The organism is Limimaricola soesokkakensis (assembly GCF_900172345.1).
Classification (GTDB): Bacteria; Pseudomonadota; Alphaproteobacteria; order Rhodobacterales; family Rhodobacteraceae; genus Limimaricola; species Limimaricola soesokkakensis.
Genome location: NZ_FWFY01000010.1, coordinates 19,740 through 39,901 on the forward strand (window position 1 = coordinate 19,740; position 20,162 = coordinate 39,901).

Annotated in this window: 19 protein-coding genes; 12 read left to right on the top strand and 7 right to left on the bottom strand. The window is 67.5% G+C overall.

What is annotated here, in order from left to right:
• Nucleotides 1-15: 15 nt before the first annotated feature.
• Complete coding sequence (locus LOS8367_RS14445) at nt 16-408, bottom strand: DUF4112 domain-containing protein (protein WP_085897236.1); 393 nt, start codon at nt 406-408, stop codon at nt 16-18.
• Nucleotides 409-543: 135 nt separating this feature from the next.
• On the opposite strand from LOS8367_RS14445, the gene LOS8367_RS14450 reads away from it, so the two are divergent.
• The 5 genes from LOS8367_RS14450 (at nt 544) to typA (ending at nt 5,029) form a co-directional block, all read left to right on the top strand.
• On the top strand, nt 544-1,755 hold the full coding sequence (locus LOS8367_RS14450) for an NADP-dependent isocitrate dehydrogenase (RefSeq protein ID WP_085897237.1): 1,212 nt from the start codon (nt 544-546) through the stop codon (nt 1,753-1,755).
• A gap of 71 nt (nt 1,756-1,826) precedes the next feature.
• A complete protein-coding gene (locus tag LOS8367_RS14455) occupies nt 1,827-2,108 on the top strand; it encodes a hypothetical protein (RefSeq protein WP_133056341.1) in 282 nt (93 codons plus the stop codon).
• A 41-nt stretch (nt 2,109-2,149) separates the two neighbouring features.
• Nucleotides 2,150-2,761: a YitT family protein gene (locus LOS8367_RS14460; protein ID WP_085897382.1), complete on the top strand. Its 612-nt coding sequence runs from the start codon at nt 2,150-2,152 to the stop codon at nt 2,759-2,761.
• 10 nt (nt 2,762-2,771) lie between these two features.
• A complete protein-coding gene (locus tag LOS8367_RS14465; RefSeq protein ID WP_085897239.1) occupies nt 2,772-3,101 on the top strand; it encodes a DMT family transporter in 330 nt (109 codons plus the stop codon).
• Between the two features lie 110 nt (nt 3,102-3,211).
• Nucleotides 3,212-5,029, top strand: coding sequence for a translational GTPase TypA (gene typA / locus LOS8367_RS14470; RefSeq protein WP_085897240.1), 1,818 nt, complete (start codon nt 3,212-3,214; stop codon nt 5,027-5,029).
• A gap of 70 nt (nt 5,030-5,099) precedes the next feature.
• On the opposite strand, the gene LOS8367_RS14475 is transcribed toward typA, so the two are convergent.
• From LOS8367_RS14475 to recA, 4 genes are all read right to left on the bottom strand, one after another.
• Nucleotides 5,100-5,510, bottom strand: coding sequence for an MOSC domain-containing protein (locus tag LOS8367_RS14475; RefSeq protein WP_242665612.1), 411 nt, complete (start codon nt 5,508-5,510; stop codon nt 5,100-5,102).
• 59 nt (nt 5,511-5,569) lie between these two features.
• Nucleotides 5,570-5,854, bottom strand: a complete 285-nt coding sequence (locus tag LOS8367_RS14480; protein ID WP_085897242.1) for a DUF1330 domain-containing protein — start codon at nt 5,852-5,854, stop codon at nt 5,570-5,572.
• Nucleotides 5,851-8,529 (bottom strand): alanine--tRNA ligase, encoded by a 2,679-nt coding sequence (alaS, locus tag LOS8367_RS14485; protein WP_085897243.1) that lies wholly within the window; start codon nt 8,527-8,529, stop codon nt 5,851-5,853. The genes LOS8367_RS14480 and alaS overlap by 4 nt, the downstream gene beginning before the upstream one ends.
• 149 nt (nt 8,530-8,678) lie before the next feature.
• Nucleotides 8,679-9,764, bottom strand: coding sequence for a recombinase RecA (recA, locus tag LOS8367_RS14490; RefSeq protein WP_085897244.1), 1,086 nt, complete (start codon nt 9,762-9,764; stop codon nt 8,679-8,681).
• A 175-nt stretch (nt 9,765-9,939) separates the two neighbouring features.
• Between recA and LOS8367_RS14495 the strand changes: the two genes are divergently transcribed.
• Entirely contained in the window at nt 9,940-10,536 is a 597-nt protein-coding gene (locus LOS8367_RS14495) for a gamma-glutamyl kinase (protein WP_085897245.1), read from the top strand.
• On the opposite strand, the gene LOS8367_RS14500 is transcribed toward LOS8367_RS14495, so the two are convergent.
• Nucleotides 10,533-13,067 (bottom strand): cation:proton antiporter, encoded by a 2,535-nt coding sequence (locus LOS8367_RS14500; RefSeq protein WP_085897383.1) that lies wholly within the window; start codon nt 13,065-13,067, stop codon nt 10,533-10,535. The two genes, LOS8367_RS14495 and LOS8367_RS14500, sit on opposite strands and share 4 nt — an antisense overlap.
• Before the next feature lie 195 nt (nt 13,068-13,262).
• Here LOS8367_RS14500 and LOS8367_RS14505 point away from each other — a divergent pair, with 195 nt between their 5' ends.
• From LOS8367_RS14505 to LOS8367_RS14530, 6 genes are all read left to right on the top strand, one after another.
• Complete coding sequence (locus tag LOS8367_RS14505) at nt 13,263-14,216, top strand: TAXI family TRAP transporter solute-binding subunit (protein ID WP_085897246.1); 954 nt, start codon at nt 13,263-13,265, stop codon at nt 14,214-14,216.
• 115 nt (nt 14,217-14,331) lie between these two features.
• Complete coding sequence (locus LOS8367_RS14510) at nt 14,332-16,425, top strand: TRAP transporter permease (protein ID WP_085897247.1); 2,094 nt, start codon at nt 14,332-14,334, stop codon at nt 16,423-16,425.
• On the top strand, nt 16,422-16,775 hold the full coding sequence (locus LOS8367_RS14515) for a DUF1850 domain-containing protein (RefSeq protein ID WP_085897248.1): 354 nt from the start codon (nt 16,422-16,424) through the stop codon (nt 16,773-16,775). Before LOS8367_RS14510 ends, LOS8367_RS14515 begins: the two co-directional genes overlap by 4 nt.
• 357 nt (nt 16,776-17,132) lie before the next feature.
• Complete coding sequence (locus tag LOS8367_RS14520) at nt 17,133-17,600, top strand: lytic transglycosylase domain-containing protein (protein WP_085897250.1); 468 nt, start codon at nt 17,133-17,135, stop codon at nt 17,598-17,600.
• Nucleotides 17,601-17,604: 4 nt separating this feature from the next.
• Nucleotides 17,605-18,552 carry a glutaminase gene (locus tag LOS8367_RS14525; protein WP_085897251.1) on the top strand — a complete coding sequence of 316 codons (948 nt, stop codon included), beginning with the start codon at nt 17,605-17,607 and terminating at the stop codon, nt 18,550-18,552.
• Between the two features lie 195 nt (nt 18,553-18,747).
• Nucleotides 18,748-19,428: a spermidine synthase gene (locus tag LOS8367_RS14530; RefSeq protein ID WP_085897252.1), complete on the top strand. Its 681-nt coding sequence runs from the start codon at nt 18,748-18,750 to the stop codon at nt 19,426-19,428.
• Nucleotides 19,429-19,656: 228 nt separating this feature from the next.
• Here the strand turns inward: LOS8367_RS14530 and ndk are convergent, their stop codons facing one another.
• A complete protein-coding gene (gene ndk / locus LOS8367_RS14535; protein ID WP_085897253.1) occupies nt 19,657-20,079 on the bottom strand; it encodes a nucleoside-diphosphate kinase in 423 nt (140 codons plus the stop codon).
• Nucleotides 20,080-20,162: the final 83 nt, after the last annotated feature.

Here is a 20,162-nt window from a genome sequence, read left to right on the forward strand (position 1 = left end):
ACTCCGCGCCCGGCCTCAGCCGCGCGGCGTCACGTCGCGCATCCCCGCCTCGGCCTCACGCTCCAGATGCTCGCGCAGGATCGCCGCGTTGCGCAGGTTCGCCTTGAAGCCGAAATCGACGAGGTCGCCGATCACCGGGATTGAGCCTACCACGTAGTCGACCCCGGTATTCACCGCCATCCGGCCGATCTTGCGCTTCGGCACGCCGAGCTGATGCGCCCGCCAGACCAGCCAGGCCGATGGCGCGAGCGAGATCGTGTCGCCGATGCCCGGGATCAGCCCGAGCAGGCTGTCATAGCCGAAGCGGAAGCCGAACAGCTTGAACCGCGCATCCATCAGATGCGCGAGACGGTCGAGCCGGGCCAGTTCCTCGGCGTGGCGGATCGCTCCGGTGGTATCCTTGGGCATGATCGGGCTCCTTTCGTCCCCCAACCCGCGAAACCGGGCGAAGTTCGACCGTATACGAGTGTATGCCGTCTTCCAAAGCGCCGCGAGACGCGTTATGCCCCGGCGCGAGACAGCATAACAATTGCGGAGGCCCCCGTGACCAAGATCAAAGTCGAAAATCCGGTCGTCGAGCTCGACGGCGACGAGATGACCCGGATCATCTGGGACTTCATCAAGCAGAAGCTGATCCTGCCCTATCTCGACATCGACCTGAAATACTACGACCTCGGCATCGAGGCCCGCGACGAGACCGACGACCAGATCACGGTCGACGCGGCCCACGCGATCCAGAAATACGGCGTCGGCGTCAAATGCGCGACGATCACCCCCGACGAAGCCCGCGTCGAGGAGTTCGGCCTGAAGCGGATGTACCGTTCGCCCAACGGCACGATCCGTAACATCCTCGGCGGCGTGATCTTCCGCGAGCCGATCATCTGCCGCAACGTGCCGCGCCTGGTGCCGGGTTGGACCCAGCCAATCGTCGTCGGCCGTCACGCCTTCGGCGACCAGTACCGTGCCACCGACTTCCGCTTCCCCGGCAAGGGCAAGCTGACGATCAAGTTCGTCGGCGAGGATGGCGAGACCATCGAGAAGGAGGTGTTCGACGCGCCTTCCGCCGGTGTGACCATGGCGATGTACAACCTCGACGATTCGATCCGCGACTTCGCCCGCGCCTCGATGAACTACGGCCTCGCCCGCGGCTGGCCGGTCTACCTGTCGACCAAGAACACGATCCTCAAGGCCTATGACGGTCGCTTCAAGGACCTGTTCCAGGAGGTGTTCGACAACGAGTTCGCCGAGGAATTCAAGAAGAAGGGCATCACCTACGAGCACCGCCTGATCGACGACATGGTCGCGGCGGCGATGAAGTGGTCGGGCGGCTATGTCTGGGCCTGCAAGAACTACGACGGCGACGTGCAGTCCGACACCGTGGCGCAGGGCTTCGGCTCGCTCGGTCTGATGACCTCGCAGCTGATGACCCCGGACGGCAAGATCGTCGAGGCCGAGGCCGCGCACGGCACCGTGACCCGTCACTTCCGCCAGCACCAGCGCGGCGAGCAGACCTCCACGAACTCGATCGCCTCGATCTACGCCTGGACCGGCGGCCTCAAGCACCGCGCCAAGCTCGACGGCAACGACCAGTTGCGGAACTTCGCCGAGACGCTCGAGAAGGTCACCGTGCAGGCGGTCGAAGACGGTCACATGACCAAGGACCTCGCGCTGCTCGTCGGCCCCGATCAGAAGTGGCTCACCACCATGGGCTTCCTCGAGAAGATCGACGAGTACCTCAACAAGTCGCTCGCCTGAGCGCGATGCGCCTGATGCGCAAGCTGAAATGGACTGCGGCGGCCCTTCTCGGGGCCGCCGTTCTCCTTCCCATGGCCCGGGACCGCCTCGGCCCCGAACGGCTGCCCGTGGCCGATGACTGCATCTCGGCGGTGCGCACCAATCGCTGCGACGTCGATCTCGTGGTACAGGCCGGCGACATGGCCACCGGACGCCGGATCTGGCTGCCGCCGGGCCGGACCCTGCCGCAAGGCGCCGAGCCGCCCTACCACGCCTGCGAGATACCGACCCTGCCCGCGCAACTGCCTCATCGCTTCATTCCCGCGGCCACGGTCTGGGGCTGCGAACTGCCGCCACGCCTCAAGGGCGACTGAGCCCACTGGACAGGTCAGCATTCCTGCCCTAGATGGCGCGCATGCGCCGCGCCTCCACACCCACCCGCCACTCCGCCCTCGAGGACCTTCAGGGTCTCGGCATCGGCATCTTCGCCTGCTCGATCGGGCTGCACGTGCTGACCCAGGTGGGGCTCATCACCGGCCAGACCGCGGGCGTCGCGGTGATCATCTCCTATCTGACGAGCTGGTCCTTCGGTGCGGTGTTCTTCGTCATCAACCTGCCCTTCTACGTCCTGGCATGGTTCCGGCTCGGCCCCGAATTCACGCTGAAATCAATCGTCTCGGTGACGCTGTTGTCGCTCCTGACCGAGCTGCTGCCCGCGCATTTCGAGATCGTCCGGCTAGACACTTGGCTTGGCGCCATTATCTTCGGCACGCTGACCGGCCTCGGCCTTCTGGGCGTGTTCCGCCACAATGGCAGCCTCGGCGGTCTGGGCATCGTGGCGCTGATCGTGCAGGACCGCTATGGCTTTCGCGCGGGCTACGTGCAGCTCGCGGCGGATGCCGCGATCTTCGCCACCGCGCTGGCGCTGTTTGACGCGGCGACGGTTCTGTGGTCGCTTCTGGGGGCCGTGATCCTCAACACCGTGATCGCCTTCAACCATCGCCGCGACCGTTACATCGCCACCTGAGGTGCCGCCCATGCCTTGGATCGTCCTGCTGTTCGCCATCGCCAGCGAAACCATCGCCACTACGGCCCTGCATGCCAGTCAGCAGTTCACCCGCATCGGCCCGGCCCTCGTGGCGGTACTGGGCTATTGCCTGTCCTTCTACCTGCTGTCGCTGGCCCTCAAGGCGATCCCGGTGGGCATCGCCTACGCGATCTGGGCGGGACTGGGCATCGTGCTGATCGCCGCGATCGGCTGGAGCCTGTTCGGCCAGAAGCTCGATGCGGCGGCGGTGATCGGCATGTCGCTGATCCTGTCGGGCATCGTCGTGATCAACGTGTTTTCCGGCGCCAACCCGCATTGAGCGCCGCCCGCTGCGCGCAAACCCGCCTTGATGCCGCAACGCGGCGACAAGGCTAGCCAGCGGCGGCCTTTTGCTGTAAAGGCGCGCTGACCCCTGAAAGAGTGAATTGAATGGATATCCGCAACATCGCGATCATCGCGCACGTTGACCATGGCAAAACGACGCTGGTGGACGAGCTCCTGAAACAGTCCGGCGCCTTCCGCGAGAACCAGGCCGTCTCCGAGCGCGCCATGGACAGCAACGACATCGAGCGCGAGCGCGGGATCACCATTCTCGCCAAGGCGACCTCGGTCGAATGGGGCAACACCCGGATCAACATCGTCGACACCCCCGGTCACGCCGATTTCGGCGGCGAGGTCGAGCGGATCCTGTCGATGGTCGATGGCGTGGTGCTGCTGGTCGACGCCGCCGAAGGCCCGATGCCGCAGACCAAGTTCGTGACCTCCAAGGCGCTGGCACTGGGCCTGCGCCCGATCGTCGTGCTCAACAAGGTCGACAAGCAGGACGCCGAGCCCGACCGCGCACTCGACGAATGCTTCGATCTCTTCGCCAATCTCGGCGCCGATGACGATCAGCTCGATTTCCCGGCGATGTACGCCTCGGGCCGTTCCGGCTGGGCCGACATGGAGCTCGACGGGCCGCGCAAGGACCTGACGGCGCTGTTCGACCTGATCGTCAAGCACGTCCCCGCGCCGAAGCAGCAGGCCGCCAAGTCCGAGCCGTTCCGCATGCTCGCCACCACCCTCTCGGCCGACCCGTTCCTGGGCCGGATCCTGACGGGCCGGGTCGAAAGCGGCACGCTGCGCGCCAACGAGACCGTCAAGGCACTGTCGCGCAAGGGCGAGAAGCTCGAGCAGTTCCGCGTCTCCAAGATCCTTGCCTTCCGCGGCCTCGGCCAGCAGCCGATCGAGGTTGCCGAGGCCGGCGACATCGTGACGCTCGCGGGCATGTCCAAGGCCACCGTGGCCGACACGATCTGCGATCTTTCGGTCGAGGAGGCGATCCCGGCCCAGCCGATCGATCCACCGACCATCACCGTGACCTTCGGCATTAACGACAGCCCGCTGGCTGGCCGCGACGGCAAGAAGGTGCAGTCCCGCGTGATCCGCGAGCGGCTGCACAAGGAAGCCGAGTCGAACGTCGCGATCCGCATCGACGACACGCCGGGCGGCGAGGCCTTCGAGGTCTCGGGCCGTGGCGAATTGCAGATGGGCGTGCTGATCGAGAACATGCGCCGCGAGGGCTTCGAGCTGTCGATCTCGCGTCCGCAGGTGATCTTCCGCGAGGAGAACGGCGTCCGCATGGAGCCGGTCGAGGAAGTCACCATCGACGTCGATGACGAGTACACCGGCGCCGTGGTCGAGAAGCTGACCGGCGCGCGCAAGGGCGACCTGGTCGAGATGAAGCCCGCCGGCGCCGGCAAGACCCGGATCATCGCGCATGTCCCCTCGCGCGGCCTGATCGGCTATCACGGCGAGTTCCTGACCGACACGCGCGGCTCGGGCGTGCTCAACCGGATCTTCCACGGCTGGACCCCGCACAAGGGCCCGATCCAGGGCCGTCGTCAGGGCGTGCTGATCTCGATGGAGAACGGCACCGCCGTGGCCTATGCGCTGTGGAACCTCGAGGATCGCGGCAAGATGTTCGTGCATCCGCAGGCCCCGGTCTACGAGGGCATGATCATCGGCGAGCACAGCCGCGACAACGATCTCGAGGTGAACCCGCTCAAGGGCAAGAAGCTCACCAACGTGCGGGCTTCGGGCACCGACGAGGCCGTGCGCCTGACGCCGCCGATCGAGATGAGCCTCGAGCAGGCCATCGCCTATATCGATGATGACGAGCTGGTGGAGGTCACCCCGAACGCGGTGCGCCTGCGCAAGCGGTTCCTCGATCCGCATGAGCGCAAGCGTCAGGCCCGCGCCAGCTGATCGCCACGACATAAGACATGAAAACGCCCGGTCGAAAGACCGGGCGTTTTTCGTTCCGTTTCGGCGGATTTCAAACCGGGGTGACGGTACCGCCCCGCTCCAGTCGCCCCGGCTCGACCACCTCGCAGCACCAGCCACCATGGCCGCGCATCGCGTTGTAACCGCCCTCACCCAGCGCCGTCTCCATCCGCGAGCACGGCGCGCAAGGCACGGAAAAGCGCAACAAGGCGGTCCCGACGCGCAGCAGCCGATGCCGCGCCGCCGTGAGGTTCAGCCCGGAGACGACGATGTTGCGGCGCAGGGTTTCCGGCGCGAGGGCGTCATGCCCCGACAGCGCGGCGATGACCGGCAGATGCTCGGCCTGGATTAGTGTCACCGCCCGCTTGCCGGGGCGGGCGTGATCGCCCGCGAGGCCGGATTCGGTGATCTCGGCGCTCTCGACATGGAGAAGGCCCGCGCGTCGCGCGGGCCTCAATCCGATCCATTCGATTCGACCGGGGCGCGGAAACCGCGCGGTCAGGCTTGCGACCGTCTCCAGCCTCAGACCTCCTCGACGATCACGAGGTCGCGCTCGGCCGCATTGCGGGCATAGCTCAGCGCCTCCTGATAGGCCGCGGAATGGTAGCAGTCATGCGCCGCCTGCAGGCTCGGGAACCGCGCCACGACATTGCGCGGGCGGTCCTTTCCCTCGAGCTGCTCATAGGCCCCGCCGCGCGCGAGGAAGACGCCGCCGTGATCGGCGATCGCCCCCGTGGCACGCGTGGCGTACTCCTTGTACGCCGCCTCGTCGGTGACCTTCACATGGGCAATCCAGAGCGCGCTCATGCCACGCCCTCCGCCGCCTGTGCCAGAACCGCCTCAGCGGCCTTGATCGCAGCCTCGGCGTTGTCGGCGCTCGCCGCGCCGCCCTGTGCCATGTCGGGACGGCCGCCGCCGCCCTTGCCGCCAAGCTCGGCCACCGCCGCGCGCAAAAGCTCGACCGCCGAGACGCGGTCCTTGAGATCGTCGGTGACGCCCGCCGCCACCGCCGCCTTGCCACCGGTATCGGCGATGAGCAACACCGCGCCGGAGCCGATCTGCGCCTTAAGCTGGTCGATCAGCGCCGGGAGGTCCTTGCCGGTCACGCCCTTGAGCACCTGGCCCTGGAACTTCACGCCGCCGACCTCGACCGGCTGGGCGCCGGCGCCGCCGGCGCTGCCGCCCATCGCCATTTCGCGCTTGAGCTGGGCGATCTCGTTGGCGAGGCGGCGGCGCTCGTCGGCCAGCGCCTTGACGCGGTCGAGCACCTCGGCCACCGGCGTCTTCAGGATCTGCGCCACTTCGGACAGGGTCTGGCCCTGCTGTGCGAGATGTTTCAGCGCCTCGCGGCCCGTCAGCGCCTCGACCCGGCGCACGCCCGACGAGGACGCGCTGTCCGACAGCAGCACGAAGGCGCCGATATCGCCGGTCTGACGGACATGGGTGCCGCCGCAGAGTTCGATCGAATAAGTCGCCTGGTCGGTGCCCTTGCCCGAACCGTCGAGCTTGCCCATCGACACGACGCGGACCTCGTCGCCGTATTTCTCACCGAACAACGCCTGCGCGCCCAGGCCCCGCGCCTCATCCGGGGTCATCACCCGCGTCTCGACGGTGGAGTTCTGCCGGATCATCTCGTTGACCTCGTCCTCGATCTTCTCGATCTCGGCCGGGGTCAGGGCGGCGCTGTGGCTGAAGTCAAAGCGCAGACGGTCATGCGCGTTGAGCGAGCCGCGCTGCGCGACGTGATCCCCAAGCGCGCGGCGCAGCGCCTCGTTCAGAAGGTGCGTGGCCGAGTGGTTGGCGCGGATGCCGGTGCGGCGGTCGTGATCGACTTTCAGCTCGGCGCCCTGCCCGCGATCCACATGGCCCTCGGTCACTTCGCCGACATGGACGAAGAGCCCGGCGATGCGGCGGCAATCCGAAACGCGCACGAGACCGGTCTCGGTGCGGATCGTGCCGGTGTCGCCGACCTGGCCGCCGCTCTCGGCGTAGAACGGCGTCTGGTTGAGGACGACCTGCACCTTGCGGCCGGCTTCGGCCTTCTCGACCTGCTCCGCGCCGTCGAGCACGGCGAGGATCTGGCCCTCGGCCTCCTCGGTGTCATAGCCGAGGAACTCGCTGGCGCCGTGCTTGTCGGCGAGATCGTACCAGTGGCTCGCATCGGCCACCTCGCCCGAGCCGGCCCATGCGGCGCGCGCCTTGGCCTTCTGCTCGGCCATGGCGGCGTTGAAACCTTCGGTGTCAACGGTCCGGCCTTTTTCGCGCAGCGCGTCCTGCGTCAGGTCGAGCGGGAAGCCATAGGTGTCGTACAACTTGAACGCCGCTTGGCCCGGCAGCGCCGCGCCCTCGGGCAGGTTCGACAGCTCGTCGTCGAGCAGCCGCAGGCCGCGATCGAGCGTCTGGCGGAACCGGGTCTCCTCGGCGCGCAGCGTCTCCTCGATCAGCGCGCGGGCTTGCCCCAGCTCGGGATAGGCCGCGCCCATCTCCTGCACCAGCGCCGGCACCAGCCGGTGCATCAGCGGGTCCTGCGCGCCGAGCAGATGCGCGTGGCGCATGGCACGGCGCATGATCCGGCGCAGCACGTAGCCGCGCCCCTCGTTTGAGGGCATGACGCCGTCGGCGATCAGGAAGGAAGTCGAGCGTAGGTGGTCGGCGACCACGCGGTGGTGAACCTTGCCGTCGCCGTCCGGGTCGGACGAGGTCGCATGGGCCGAGGCCTCGATCAGCGACCGCATCAGGTCGGTGTCGTAGTTGTCATGCTTGCCCTGCAGCAGAGCGCCGATCCGCTCCAGCCCCATGCCGGTGTCGATCGACTGCGCGTCGAGGTCGCGGCGGGTGCCGTCCTCGAACTGCTCGTACTGCATGAAGACGATGTTCCAGATCTCTATGAACCGGTCGCCGTCTTCCTCGGGCGAGCCCGGAGGGCCGCCCCAGATCGATGGGCCGTGATCGTAGAATATCTCGGAGCAGGGTCCGCAGGGCCCCGTGGGCCCCATCATCCAGAAATTGTCCGAGGTCGAGATGCGGATGATCCGCTCGTCCGGCAGGCCGGCGATCTTCTTCCACAGGTTCGCCGCCTCGTCATCGGTGTGAAACACCGTAACCAGAAGCTTGTCGGGGTTCAGGCCGAAATCGCGGGTCAGCAGCTCCCAGGAATAGCGGATCGCTTCTTCCTTGAAGTAGTCGCCGAAGGAGAAGTTGCCCATCATCTCGAAGAAGGTGTGGTGCCGCGCGGTATAGCCCACATTGTCGAGATCGTTGTGCTTGCCGCCGGCGCGCACGCACTTCTGCGCCGTGGTGGCGCGGCTGTAGTCGCGCGTCTCGACCCCGGTGAACAGGTTCTTGAACTGCACCATGCCCGAATTGGTGAACATCAGCGTCGGGTCGTTGCGCGGCACCAGCGGCGAGCTGGGCACCACGGCGTGGCCCTGCCGCCGGTAGAAGTCCAGGAAGGTGGAGCGGATATCGGCGAGGCTGGTCATGTCGTCTCCTTCGGGTCGCGGCGTCCACGTCCTATCCCCGCCCATGCATCGCGTAAAGTCCCGCGCGCATGCGGGGCACGCAAAGGCGAGGGGCCGAAGCTTGCGCCCCGGCCCCTTCCATCATCCCGTGTCACCCCGAAGGGGTGGCATCACATGTCGACGAGATCGTCGTCGCTACCGGAACCGCCATCATCGTCGGACATCACGAATTCAAGACCATGCGCGGCGCGGATCTTGTCCTCGATCTCGGTCGCGACGGCGGGGTTCTCCTTGAGGAATGTCTTGGCGTTCTCGCGGCCCTGGCCGATCCGCTGGTCGCCATAGGAGAACCAGGAGCCGGACTTGTCGACCACGCCCGCCTTGACGCCGAGGTCGAGCAACTCGCCGGTCTTGGAGATGCCCTCGCCATACATGATGTCGAACTCGACCTGCTTGAACGGCGGCGCGACCTTGTTCTTGACAACCTTCACGCGGGTCGCGTTGCCGACCACCTCGTCGCGATCCTTGATCGCGCCGATGCGGCGGATGTCGAGGCGCACGGAAGCGTAGAACTTGAGCGCGTTGCCGCCGGTCGTGGTCTCAGGCGAGCCGAACATGACGCCGATCTTCATCCGGATCTGGTTGATGAAGATGACCATGCAGTTGGAGCGCGAGATCGAGCCGGTGAGCTTGCGCATTGCCTGAGACATCAGGCGGGCATGCACGCCGACCGAGCTGTCGCCCATGTCGCCCTCGAGCTCGGATTTCGGCGTCAACGCCGCGACCGAGTCGACCACGACCATCGACACCGCGCCGGAACGCACCAGCGTGTCGACGATCTCGAGCGCCTGCTCGCCGGTGTCGGGCTGCGAGATCAGCAACTCGTCGAGGTTGACCCCGACCTTCTTGGCGTATTGCGGGTCGAGCGCGTGCTCAGCGTCGACGAAGGCGCAGACGCCGCCCTTCTTCTGCTCCTCGGCGACGGCGTGCAGCGTCAGCGTCGTCTTGCCCGAGCTTTCAGGGCCGTAGATCTCGATGATCCGGCCCTTGGGCAGGCCCCCGATGCCCAGCGCGATGTCGAGACCGAGCGAACCGGTCGAGGTCGCCTCGATGTCGGGAAAGGCGTTTTCGCCTCCCAGCTTCATGATGGAGCCCTTGCCGAACTGCCGTTCGATCTGGGCCAAGGCGCTGTCGAGCGCCTTCTGCCGGTCTGCCGTGCGCTTGTCGCTCATCTGGAGAAGATCTGCCATTGCCATTGTCCGCAATCCTTATCCCACACCCGCCACATGGCGGCAATCATTGCGTCGTTCATGTCTTGTTCACTACCCGCCATATGAGACCATAATGGGAACATTGCAAGTGAAACCTGCCGCCAGTTTCCCTCGAGAGCGGTTAATGTAAGGTTGAGGCGATCACGTCACGGAGAGCTCGATGCTGGTATTCTGGAAAGAGCGGCTGATCCTTCTGGCGGTGCCCAAGACCGGCACCACCGCGCTCGAGGGGGCGCTGGCGCCGCGCGCGCAATTCGTGCTGCGCGACCCGCCGCAGATCAAGCACGCGCCGCTCTACCGCGCCCGGCGCTTCGTGGTGCCGTTGATCGAGGCGGCGGGCGGATCGGGATTCGAAACCGTGGCGGCGGTGCGCGAGCCGGTGGACTGGCTCGGCAGCTGGTGGCGCTACCGCCAGCGCGACGATCTCGCAGGGCAGGTCAACTCGACGCGCGGCGTGGGCTTCGACGATTTCGTCGACCAGTTCGCGCGCGGCAAGCCCGCCCCCTATGCCGCCGTGGGCAGCCAGGCGCGCTTCGTCGGCGATGGCGAGGGCAATGTCGCGGTCGACCACCTGTTCCGCTACGAGTCGATGGAGCTTCTGGTGGGCTTTCTCGAGGAGCGGCTCGCGACGCGGATCGACCTGCCTCGGGTCAACGTCTCGCCGGAGCATCCGATGGATTTGCCGGAACACGTCGCCTCGAAGCTGCGCCGCAAACGCGCCGCCGAGTTCTCGGTCTGGGAGCAGGCGCGCGCCTAGGCGGCGGATTCGCTCTCCCCGCCCAGCGCCGCGCCCAGCGCCGCCGCCCGCTCGGGATCCATGCCGCGCTTGAGCGCGCTTTCATGCACCGCCTCGCGCAGCGCCGGGCTGCGCCGCAAGAGCCGCAGGAACCGCGCCTCGTCGAGCTCCAGCAGCACCCCGTGGCTGAGCGCCCGCACCTCGGCGCGGCGCCGCTTCGGGCTGAGTAGCGCCAGCTGGCCGAACATCTCGCCACGGCCGAGCCGGATCTTCTGCCCGGCGGTCTCGATCTCCACGGCACCCGAGGCGATAAAACTCACCGATCGAGCTGGCGCGTCGCGCGCCTGAAGCACCTCGCCCGCGGCCACGAAGCGGGTTACCAGCGCCTTGGCCAGCCGCTGCCGTACCGCCTCGTCGAGATCGGCGAAGAGCGGGAATTGCTGCACCAGCACCGCCTTTTGCACCGCGAGATCGAGCTTGGGCCGGGCTTCGGCCTCGCCGCGCTGCGCCTCGATCTGCGCCAGCAGCGTCGCGTGCAACTCTGGCCCGATCAGCCCGTCCTCGCGCAGCGCGGCGTATTCACGCTCCTCGATCCGGAGCGCAGTGCGACGGATGAACCGGCGCTCCAGCTCCTCGGCATAACCCGGATACTGGAGCCTGAGGCCGTCGAGAGCCTGTGCCACCTGCTCGGCCCTGCGTCCGATCAGCTCGTGCAGAAGTTCGGCCACGCGGCGGCCATGGATGCGGCGGATCCGGCTGTCGATGAAGCCGTCGAGATCGCGCAGCACCAGCCCTTGGGTCAGCAACAACTCGAAGCGGTCGGCGGTGAGCCGCGCCAACGGCCCCGAGATATGCAGCCGGTTATGCAGGAAGGCGGCCATGCGAACCTGCCCGCCCTGCCCGAGGCTTTCGCGCGCCGCGCGCCGATAGCCCGAGCGGCCGCCGGTGCGGGTTGTCTCGATGAGCCGGTCGGCCTCCGACAGCGCCCGCTCTGCCTGCCGGTTGGAGATCGCCCGGTCCCGGAACAATTGGAGAACATGCTCGCGCTCGGCACCGGCCAGCGCGATCAGCCCCAGCGTGATCCGGTCGCGATCCAAGATCGCCTCTCCCTCCTCGGCCCTCTCGACCGCCCGATCGAGCCGCTCGGCAAAGAGCTTGGCCTCGGAGCGCACCGTCTCGCGGGTCAGGCCGTAATTCTCGGCCGCCTCGCTCACGGCCTCCCGCACGCTTTGCAGCGCCACGGCGACCACCTGCCGGGCCAGCGCGGCGTCGAGCGGCGACAGCTTCTCCAGCCCCAATCGCTTGATCAGCGGGCGCAGCGTCACGCCCTGCACGATCAGCGTGAACAGCGTGAAGCCGGTGGCGAGGATGCCGGTGAGGCGGCGCACGTCTTCCGGCACGCGCAGGCTCTCGGTCACCGCCAGCGCCAGCGCCAAGGTGATCGCACCGCGCAGGCCGCCCCAGAGGATCGCGGTGCGGTAAGGCCGCTCCACCGGAGGCGACAGCTTCAGCAGGCTCAGCAGCGGCAGCAGCCCCCACAGGATCGCCGCGCGGGCGCCCAGCGCCGCCACGATGACGACGGCAACGAGGGCGAAATCCACCGGCCGCACCCCGTCGAGCAGGCGCGGGATCAACAGCGCCGCGAGCAGAAAGATGAAGGCCCCGGCCCAATGCGCCAGCAGGTCCCACACCTCGCGCATGTTGGTCCATGCCATCGGTGACAGCCGCCCCGGCGCCGCGAGGTTGAGCGTGAGCCCAGCGCCGACCACGCCGATCACCCCGGAGGCGCCGACCAGCTTCTCGGCCGCGACATAGGCGAGATAGGGCAGCGCCACCGAGATCGAGATCTGCGCCAGCGGGAACCGCCCGAGCCAGCGCATCAGCCGTACCGCGATCTGCGCCATAACCCAGCCGGTGAGACCGCCGGCGCCAAGCAGATAGGGAAACTGCGCCAGCCCCTGCAGCATCTCCGGGTTCGGCACGCCGCGCATCACGAAGCCCATGAACAGGCCGAACAGCGCGATCGCCGCGGCGTCGTTCAGAAGGCTCTCGCCCTCGATGATCCGGCTGAGCCGACGCGGTGCCGCGAGGTTGCGAAAGATCGAAACCACCGCCGAGGGATCGGTGGTCGAGACGATCGAGCCGATCAGCAGGCAGGCCATCAGCGGCAGAACCCCGGTAAGGAACAGCGCGTAGCCCACCGAGAGCGTCGCCACCACCACCGCGACCACGGCGAGCGTCAGGATCGGCACCCAGTCATCGAGCATCCGCCGCAGGTTCACCCCCAGCGTCACCTGGAACAGCAGCGTCGGCAGGAACACGTAGAGGAACACGTTCGAACGGATCGGCAGGTTCAGGATCGCCTCGGCCACCGGGTTCAGCGCATCGGTGAGCTGGGTGTTCAGGAAGAAGGTCGCGCCGGCACCCGCCGCCAGACCGAACCCCGCGAGGATCACGTTGTAGGGCAACCGCAATCGCGCGGCGAGCGGCTCACCCAAACCGATCAGGAAGAAGAAGACAGCGAGGATGACGGTGGCGATGATGATGTCCATGGCCATGCGATACAGCCTTGGCGCGGCTTGGGAAACGGGTCTCGGTCCGGGATCGGCGGCAAAGCGTCGCGCCAGCGGATCCCCCCTGCGAGGCGGTCAGGAAACATGACCAACGCGCTTGCCAGATCCGCCCCCCTCATGCAGTCTCCTGCCCAGCAGGGCGACCGGGGAGGGTCGTCGCAACGGGAGGATTTCATGACCATCAGCACCATTCTCAAGGGCGCCGCCGCAGCCACCGCGCTCGTCGCCACGCCGCTCGCCGCGAACGCGCAGGAGTTCATCAACATTCTAACCGGCGGCACCTCGGGCGTGTATTACCCGCTCGGCGTCGGTCTCTCGAACATCTATGGCGAGAACATCGAGGGCGCGCGCACGCAGGTGCAGTCGACCAAGGCCTCGGTCGAGAACATGAACCTGCTGCAGGACGGCCGCGGCGAGCTGGCCTTCGCGCTGGGCGACACCGTGGCGATGGCTTGGGAAGGCAACGCCGATGCGGGCTTCACCGCGCCGCTCGACCAGATCCGCGGCATCGCGGCGATCTATCCCAACTACATCCAGGTCGTGGCCTCGGCCGAGAGCGGCATCACCGAATTCGCCGATCTCGCGGGCAAGGGTCTCTCGGTCGGCGCGCCGGCCTCGGGCACCGAGCTCAACGCCCGCGCGATCTTCGGCGCCATGGGGATGAGCTATGACGATCTCGGCAAGACCGAGTACCTGCCCTTCGCGGAGTCGGTGGAGCTGATCAAGAACCGCCAGCTCGACGCGACGCTGCAATCGGCGGGGCTCGGCGTGGCCTCGATCCGCGATCTCGCCTCCTCGATCGACATCAACGTGGTGGCGATCCCGACCGAGACCGCCGAGAGCCTCGGCGCGCCCTATATCGCCGCGACCATCCCCGCCGGTACCTATGACGGGCAGGAGGAGGACGTCTCCACCGTCGCCGTGTCGAACTACCTCGTCACCCATGCCGGCGTCTCGGACGATCTCGCCTACCAGATGACCAAGCTGCTCTACGAGAATCTCGACACGCTCGAGGCGAACCACATGGCCGCCGCCGACATCAAGATCGAGAACGCGCTCGAAGGCATGCCGATCCCGCTGCATCCGGGCGCGGAGCGCTATTACCGCGAGCAGGGCATGATCGACTGATCGGCCAGACCCGCCCGGACGCCCCGAGACGGTGGCGTCCGGACCCCGATCCCGATCCCGCCCCGCCATCCCCCCGGATGACGGGGCTTTTCGCACCAGACCGAAGGCACGCCGCATGACCGCAACGCCCGATCCGCTCACCGACATCCCCGCCGAGGCGGGCGGCCCCGACCACCACATCTCGGGCTTTCCCCCCGGCGCGACCGGACGGCTCCTGTTCTGGATCGCCGTGGTCTTCTCCAGCTTCCAGATCGTGACGGCGGCGCATCTCGTCGACCTGCCGAGCCAGGTCACCCGCGCCCTGCATGTCGGCTTCCTGATGCTGATGACCTTCCCGCTCGTGGCCGCGGCGCGGGGGCGCGGCACGGGGCTCAAGACGGTGGCCTGGGGCTTCGCGCTCGCGGGCGTGGCCGTGGCCCTCTACCAGTGGTGGCAGTACGAGCCGTTGATCATGCGCGCGGGGCGGCCGTTGCCGATGGATTTGGTGATCGGCGTCGTGGCGCTCGTCACAGTCTTCGGCGCGGCGCTGGTGCTGATGGGCCCGGCGCTGCCGATCATCTCGGGCGTCTTCCTCGCCTACACGCTGTTCGGGCAGCTGCTGCCGCCGCCGCTCATCCATCGCGGCTATGATTTCGAGCAGGTGATCGACCACATGGCCTTCGGCACCGAGGGTATCTACGGCATCCCGATCTACGTGTCCTCGACCTATATCTTCCTGTTCATACTGTTCGGCGCCTTCCTTGAAAAAGCCGGGATGATCCGGCTCTTCACCGATGTGGCACTCGGGCTCTTCGGTCATCGTCAGGGCGGCGCGGCCAAGGTGGCCGTGGTCTCCTCGGGCCTCATGGGCACGATCTCGGGCTCGGGCGTCGCCAATGTCGTCACCACCGGCCAGTTCACGATTCCGCTGATGAAGCGCTTCGGCTACCGCGCCGCCTTCGCGGGCGGCGTCGAGAGCACCGCCTCGATGGGCGGGCAGATCATGCCGCCGGTGATGGGCGCCGTGGCCTTCATCATGGCCGAGACGCTGGGCGTCGAATATGTCGAGGTGGTCAAGGCCGCGATCGTCCCGGCCCTGCTCTATTTCCTCTCGGCGTTCTGGATGGTGCATCTGGAGGCGGGCAAGCACGGGCTGCGCGGGCTCTCCAAGGCCGAGCTGCCCTCGGCGCTGGGCGCGCTCAAGGAAAACTGGATGCTGATCGTCCCCTTGGGCATCCTCGTCTACCTGCTTTTCGCGGGATACACGCCGCTCTTCGCGGGGACCGTGGGTCTCGGCCTCACCGTGCTGCTGATCCTCGGCGGCTCGATCGCGCTCGGCCTGCCCAGCGCGGTGCTGCGCGCGATCATCTGGGTCGGCCTCGGCCTCGTGGCGGCGGCGTTCCTGCAATGGGGCATCGAGGTGCTGGTCGCGGCGATCCTCGTGCTGATCGCGGTCTGCCTGTTCTTCAAGGGCGGGCGCGAGACGCTGCTTTTGTGCCGCGACAGCCTTGCCGACGGCGCGCGCACCGCGCTGCCCGTGGGCGTGGCCTGCGCGCTGGTGGGCGTGATCATCGGCGCGATGACCCTGACGGGGGCGGCCAACACCTTCGGCCAGTTCATCGTCGCGGTGGGCCAGAACAACCTGTTCCTGAGCCTCGTGCTGACGATGATCACCTGCCTACTTCTGGGCATGGGCATCCCGACCATCCCCAACTACATCATCACCTCCTCGATCGCGGGGCCCGCGCTTCTGGCGCTGGGCGTGCCGCTGATCGTCAGCCACATGTTCGTGTTCTATTTCGGCATCCTCGCGGATCTCACGCCCCCGGTGGCGCTGGCCTGCTTCGCCGCCGCCCCGATCGCGCGCGAGAACGGGCTGAAGATCTCGATCGAGGCGATCAAGGTGGCGGCGGCGGGCTTCGTGATCCCCTTCATGGCGGTCTATTCGCCGGCGCTGATGCTGCAGGGGGGCGGGCCGCTGGCCGAGGCGATCGGCTACTGGCCCGCCGTGGCCTGGATCATCACCAAATCGGTCTTCTCGATCGGGCTGTGGGGCGCGGCCGTGATCGGCTGGGTCGGGCGACCCCTGCCCGCATGGCTCCGGGTGCTGGCGATGATCGCGGCCTTCACTCTGGTGGCGGCATGGCCGATCACCGACTGGATCGGCCTCGGCCTCGCCGCACTCACCGCCGTCCTGATCGCCCGGCGGCCGGTCGCGGCAACGGCATGAGCGCCTGCCTGATGATTGGCGCTACGGCGCTGGGCCTCGCGACCGGCGATTTCGACCTGAGCTGGACCCATTCCGTCGAGAAGGTGGAATGGCGCGAAAGCTGGCGCGTCGAGGGGGATGCGCTGCGTCTGGTCGAGGCGCGGGTGCGCGGATCGGGCGCGGGAATGGAGCCCGGGTCCGGGGCCGTGCTGCTGGATGGCTGGTGGGTCTGGTCGCCCGGCCTCGCCGTGCCCGCGCTCGCCCTCGCGGCCTCCGGCGCAACCGGCGCTGGCTGGACGCTCTGCGCCGACGGGAGCTGTCGCGAATTCGGCACAGAGGCGGGGGAGACGCTGCACCTCACGCCCTGTTGAGGGACCTCGGCGGCGGCGTCCCCGTTAGGTTGGCGAAAGGTCGCCCACGGGGTGCCGCTTTTTCGCCCGGCGGCTGTCGCCATGCGCGTGCAGCCTTGAAGAATCGCTACCGCCGGAGTGTAGCGGCACCGCATGAGGCGGCCTGAGCGAAGGCCGCAGACAAGGAACGCGACATGCCGAGCAACACCACGTCCAAAGACGCCCCAGCGCAGCCCCGCCAGGGTCAGAAGCCCCCCGCCAAGCCGATGTTCCGGGACTTCGCGGCGATCTGAGCCCCGGGCCCCGGCCAAGCCGCGCTTTCGCGGCGCGGCGCGGCGGGCTAGAACGGTCGGACCGCTTCCTGGACGGAGTTTTCCGATGCGTTACAGCCGCCGCGCCGCCCTTGGCCTATCACTGGCTGCCCTTGCCGCCTGTGGCCGACGGCAGCCCGAGCCCGCCGAGCTTTATCCCAACGAATCGCCACAGATCAGGCGACTGATCAACGCCTATGCCGATGCCTACAAGGTGCCGCGCGATCTGGTGCATCGGGTGGTGCAGCGCGAAAGCTCCTACAACCCGCGCGCGCGCAACGGGTCCTATTACGGGCTGATGCAAATCAGCCCCGAGACGGCGCGCACCATGGGCCATCGCGGCCCCGCCTCCGAACTTCTCGATCCGGCAACCAACCTGCGCTACGCGGTGAAATACCTGCGCGGCGCCTGGATCGTCGGCAACCGCAACCGCGACGCGGCGGTGAAGTGGTACAGCCGGGGGTACTATTACGAAGCGCGCGATCGTTGCCTGCTGGTCGAGACCGGCCTGCGCGACAGCGAAGTGAAGTGCTGAGCCGGTGAGCGTTTCGGACCCGGTACGGCTGCGCGAGATCGTCGACGAGATCTGCGAGCGCATGGCGGGCGAGACTGAGCGCGGCCGCGTCGCCGACTACATCCCCGAACTGGCCAAGATCGATCCCGGCCGCTTCGCGCTGGTGCTGTCGACCGCCGAAGGCAACGTGATCGCCGGTGGCGATGCCGATACCCGCTTTTCGATCCAGTCGATCTCCAAGGCCTTCGCGCTCGCGGTGGCGCTGGGACGGATCGGCGATCAGCTCTGGACCCGGGTGGGCCGCGAGCCATCGGGCGATCCGTTCAACTCCATCGTCCAGCTGGAGCACGAGCGCGGCATCCCCCGCAATCCCTTCATCAATGCCGGGGCCATCGCGGTGACCGACGCGATCCTGTCGCGCTCCGAACCGCGAGAGGCGCTGGGCCAGATCCTGCAATTCGTCCGCTTTCTCGCCGATGACGACGACATCGCCATCGATCCGGCGGTGGCGAAATCCGAGACCGAGACCGGCTGGCGCAACGCGGCGCTGGCTAATTTTATGCGCGATTTCGGAACGATCCAGCGCCACCCCGAAAAGGTGATCGGCACCTATTTCCACCATTGCGCCATCGCGATGACGCCGCGCCAGCTGGCGCAGGCCGGACGCTTTCTCGCCTTCGACGGCGCGCTGCATCCGGGCGGGCCGCGCGCCATCGCGCCGCGCATGGCGCGCCAGATCAACGCGCTGATGCTGACCTGCGGCCATTACGACGGCTCGGGCGAATTCGCCTTTCGCGTGGGCCTGCCGGGCAAGAGCGGCGTCGGCGGCGGCATCCTCGCGGTGGCGCCGGGCCGCGCCGCGATCGGCTGCTGGTCGCCGGGGCTCAACGCGGTCGGCAATTCGCAGCTCGCCTCGATGGCGCTGGAGATGCTGGCGGATCGCACCGGCTGGTCGGTCTTCGCCTCGAATTGAGCGCGGCCGGAGAGGTCGCACATCCCCAATCAGGGCATGCGGACGTGATCGCACCGCCGATGCTGCGGCGCCGTGGTTCAGGCATCTGACAGTCCGGAGTTTCAACCGGTCGCTCGCTGAACCTCGCGTCCTTCAAATGCGCCCGGTGATCGGATAGGGCCTATGCCGGATCGAATGACAAGGGTCGAGGACAGCATGCTCCCGTGGATTCATCTGGCGACGGCGACGGCTCCGCAAGGGGACACGCTCAGGCTGCTGCGGCGGGGCGAGGAGTTCTCGATCCGTCTCGGCGACGGGAACGAGCTGATGAGCAGCCGCCTCAGCGGCTCCGAGGAAGCCCTCGCCAGTTTCGCTTTCGAGCGCTTGGCCGGTCGCCCCGCCCCGCATATCCTGATCGGGGGGTTGGGCATGGGCTTCACCTTGCGGGCGGCGCAGGCGATCGCGCCGCCCGACGCGCGGTTGATCGTCTCGGAAATCGTTCCTGAGCTGGTCGACTGGGCGTCGCGCCACATGGGATCGGTCTTCGGTGACTGCCTGTCGGACCCGCGGGTCGAGATCCAGCTCGGCGATGTCGGTCAGGAGATCCGCGCGGCGTCCGACACCTACGACGCGATCCTGCTCGACGTCGATAATGGTCCGGATGGGCTGACGCGCGAAGGCAACGACGCGCTTTACGGCAAGGCCGGGCTGCGCGCCGCGCACCGCGCCCTGACCCCCGGCGGGGTTCTCGCCGTCTGGTCCGCTGCGCCGGACAGGAAATTCTCGGAGAGGCTGTCCCTGAGCGGCTTCGAGGTGGATGCGAAGACGGTCCGTGCCGGCCGCACCAAGCGCGGGGCCCGGCACACGATCTGGACGGCCATTCGCGCTGGCGCCTGAACCGCTCGATCAGGTTCGCCGGAGAAGCTGGACGCTTTTGGCGGTGCGGGATGGCGACCACGACTGACCGCTGTCGCCTGCGTCGATGACCCCCGCATCGTCGTGGCCGAGGGCCGACGAAGCGATAAGGATTTTCGCCGCTGCCTGCCTTCTCGTCTGCCCGAAGGCGTTCACGAAAAAGGGCCCGCGCGATGGCGGGCCCTTCGGTCGTTGCGAAACGAGGTGGCCTTAGCCGACCAGTTCGAGGCCCGAGAAGAAGAAGGCGATCTCTTCCTTGGCGGTCTCGGGGGCATCCGAGCCGTGCACCGAGTTCTCGCCGACGCTCTCGGCGAACTCGGCGCGGATGGTGCCGGCGGCGGCGTCGGCGGGGTTGGTCGCGCCCATCACTTCACGGTTCTTGGCGATCGCGCCTTCGCCTTCGAGCACCTGCACGACGACCGGGCCGGAGGCCATGAATTCGGTCAGCTCACCGAAGAAGGGACGCTCCTTGTGGACGGCGTAGAACTGGCCGGCCTGGTCCTGGGTCAGCTGGATCCGCTTCTGAGCGATGATGCGCAGGCCCGCATCTTCGAACTTGGCGTTGATCTTGCCGGTCAGGTTGCGCTTGGTGGCGTCGGGCTTGATGATCGAGAGCGTGCGTTCGGTGGCCATGATGTCCCTCATTTGAACGGGTTGCAGCAAGGGGGCGCGGATATGCGCCTCCGGTCGCCGCGCGCCCTAGCACGAGCCGGGCG

What these genes read in the sequence shown, in the direction of transcription:
- LOS8367_RS14520 (WP_085897250.1), top strand. Translation starts at nt 17,133, where the DNA reads ATGCGTTACAGCCGCCGCGCCGCCCTTGGCCTATCACTGGCTGCCCTT.
- LOS8367_RS14480 (WP_085897242.1), bottom strand. Translation starts at nt 5,854, where the DNA reads ATGAGCGCGCTCTGGATTGCCCATGTGAAGGTCACCGACGAGGCGGCG.
- alaS (WP_085897243.1), bottom strand. Translation starts at nt 8,529, where the DNA reads ATGACCAGCCTCGCCGATATCCGCTCCACCTTCCTGGACTTCTACCGG.
- recA (WP_085897244.1), bottom strand. Translation starts at nt 9,764, where the DNA reads ATGGCAATGGCAGATCTTCTCCAGATGAGCGACAAGCGCACGGCAGAC.
- LOS8367_RS14505 (WP_085897246.1), top strand. Translation starts at nt 13,263, where the DNA reads ATGACCATCAGCACCATTCTCAAGGGCGCCGCCGCAGCCACCGCGCTC.
- typA (WP_085897240.1), top strand. Translation starts at nt 3,212, where the DNA reads ATGGATATCCGCAACATCGCGATCATCGCGCACGTTGACCATGGCAAA.
- LOS8367_RS14455 (WP_133056341.1), top strand. Translation starts at nt 1,827, where the DNA reads ATGGCCCGGGACCGCCTCGGCCCCGAACGGCTGCCCGTGGCCGATGAC.
- LOS8367_RS14500 (WP_085897383.1), bottom strand. Translation starts at nt 13,067, where the DNA reads ATGGACATCATCATCGCCACCGTCATCCTCGCTGTCTTCTTCTTCCTG.
- LOS8367_RS14465 (WP_085897239.1), top strand. Translation starts at nt 2,772, where the DNA reads ATGCCTTGGATCGTCCTGCTGTTCGCCATCGCCAGCGAAACCATCGCC.
- LOS8367_RS14515 (WP_085897248.1), top strand. Translation starts at nt 16,422, where the DNA reads ATGAGCGCCTGCCTGATGATTGGCGCTACGGCGCTGGGCCTCGCGACC.
- ndk (WP_085897253.1), bottom strand. Translation starts at nt 20,079, where the DNA reads ATGGCCACCGAACGCACGCTCTCGATCATCAAGCCCGACGCCACCAAG.
- LOS8367_RS14495 (WP_085897245.1), top strand. Translation starts at nt 9,940, where the DNA reads ATGCTGGTATTCTGGAAAGAGCGGCTGATCCTTCTGGCGGTGCCCAAG.
- LOS8367_RS14460 (WP_085897382.1), top strand. Translation starts at nt 2,150, where the DNA reads ATGCGCCGCGCCTCCACACCCACCCGCCACTCCGCCCTCGAGGACCTT.
- LOS8367_RS14510 (WP_085897247.1), top strand. Translation starts at nt 14,332, where the DNA reads ATGACCGCAACGCCCGATCCGCTCACCGACATCCCCGCCGAGGCGGGC.
- LOS8367_RS14530 (WP_085897252.1), top strand. Translation starts at nt 18,748, where the DNA reads ATGCTCCCGTGGATTCATCTGGCGACGGCGACGGCTCCGCAAGGGGAC.
- LOS8367_RS14445 (WP_085897236.1), bottom strand. Translation starts at nt 408, where the DNA reads ATGCCCAAGGATACCACCGGAGCGATCCGCCACGCCGAGGAACTGGCC.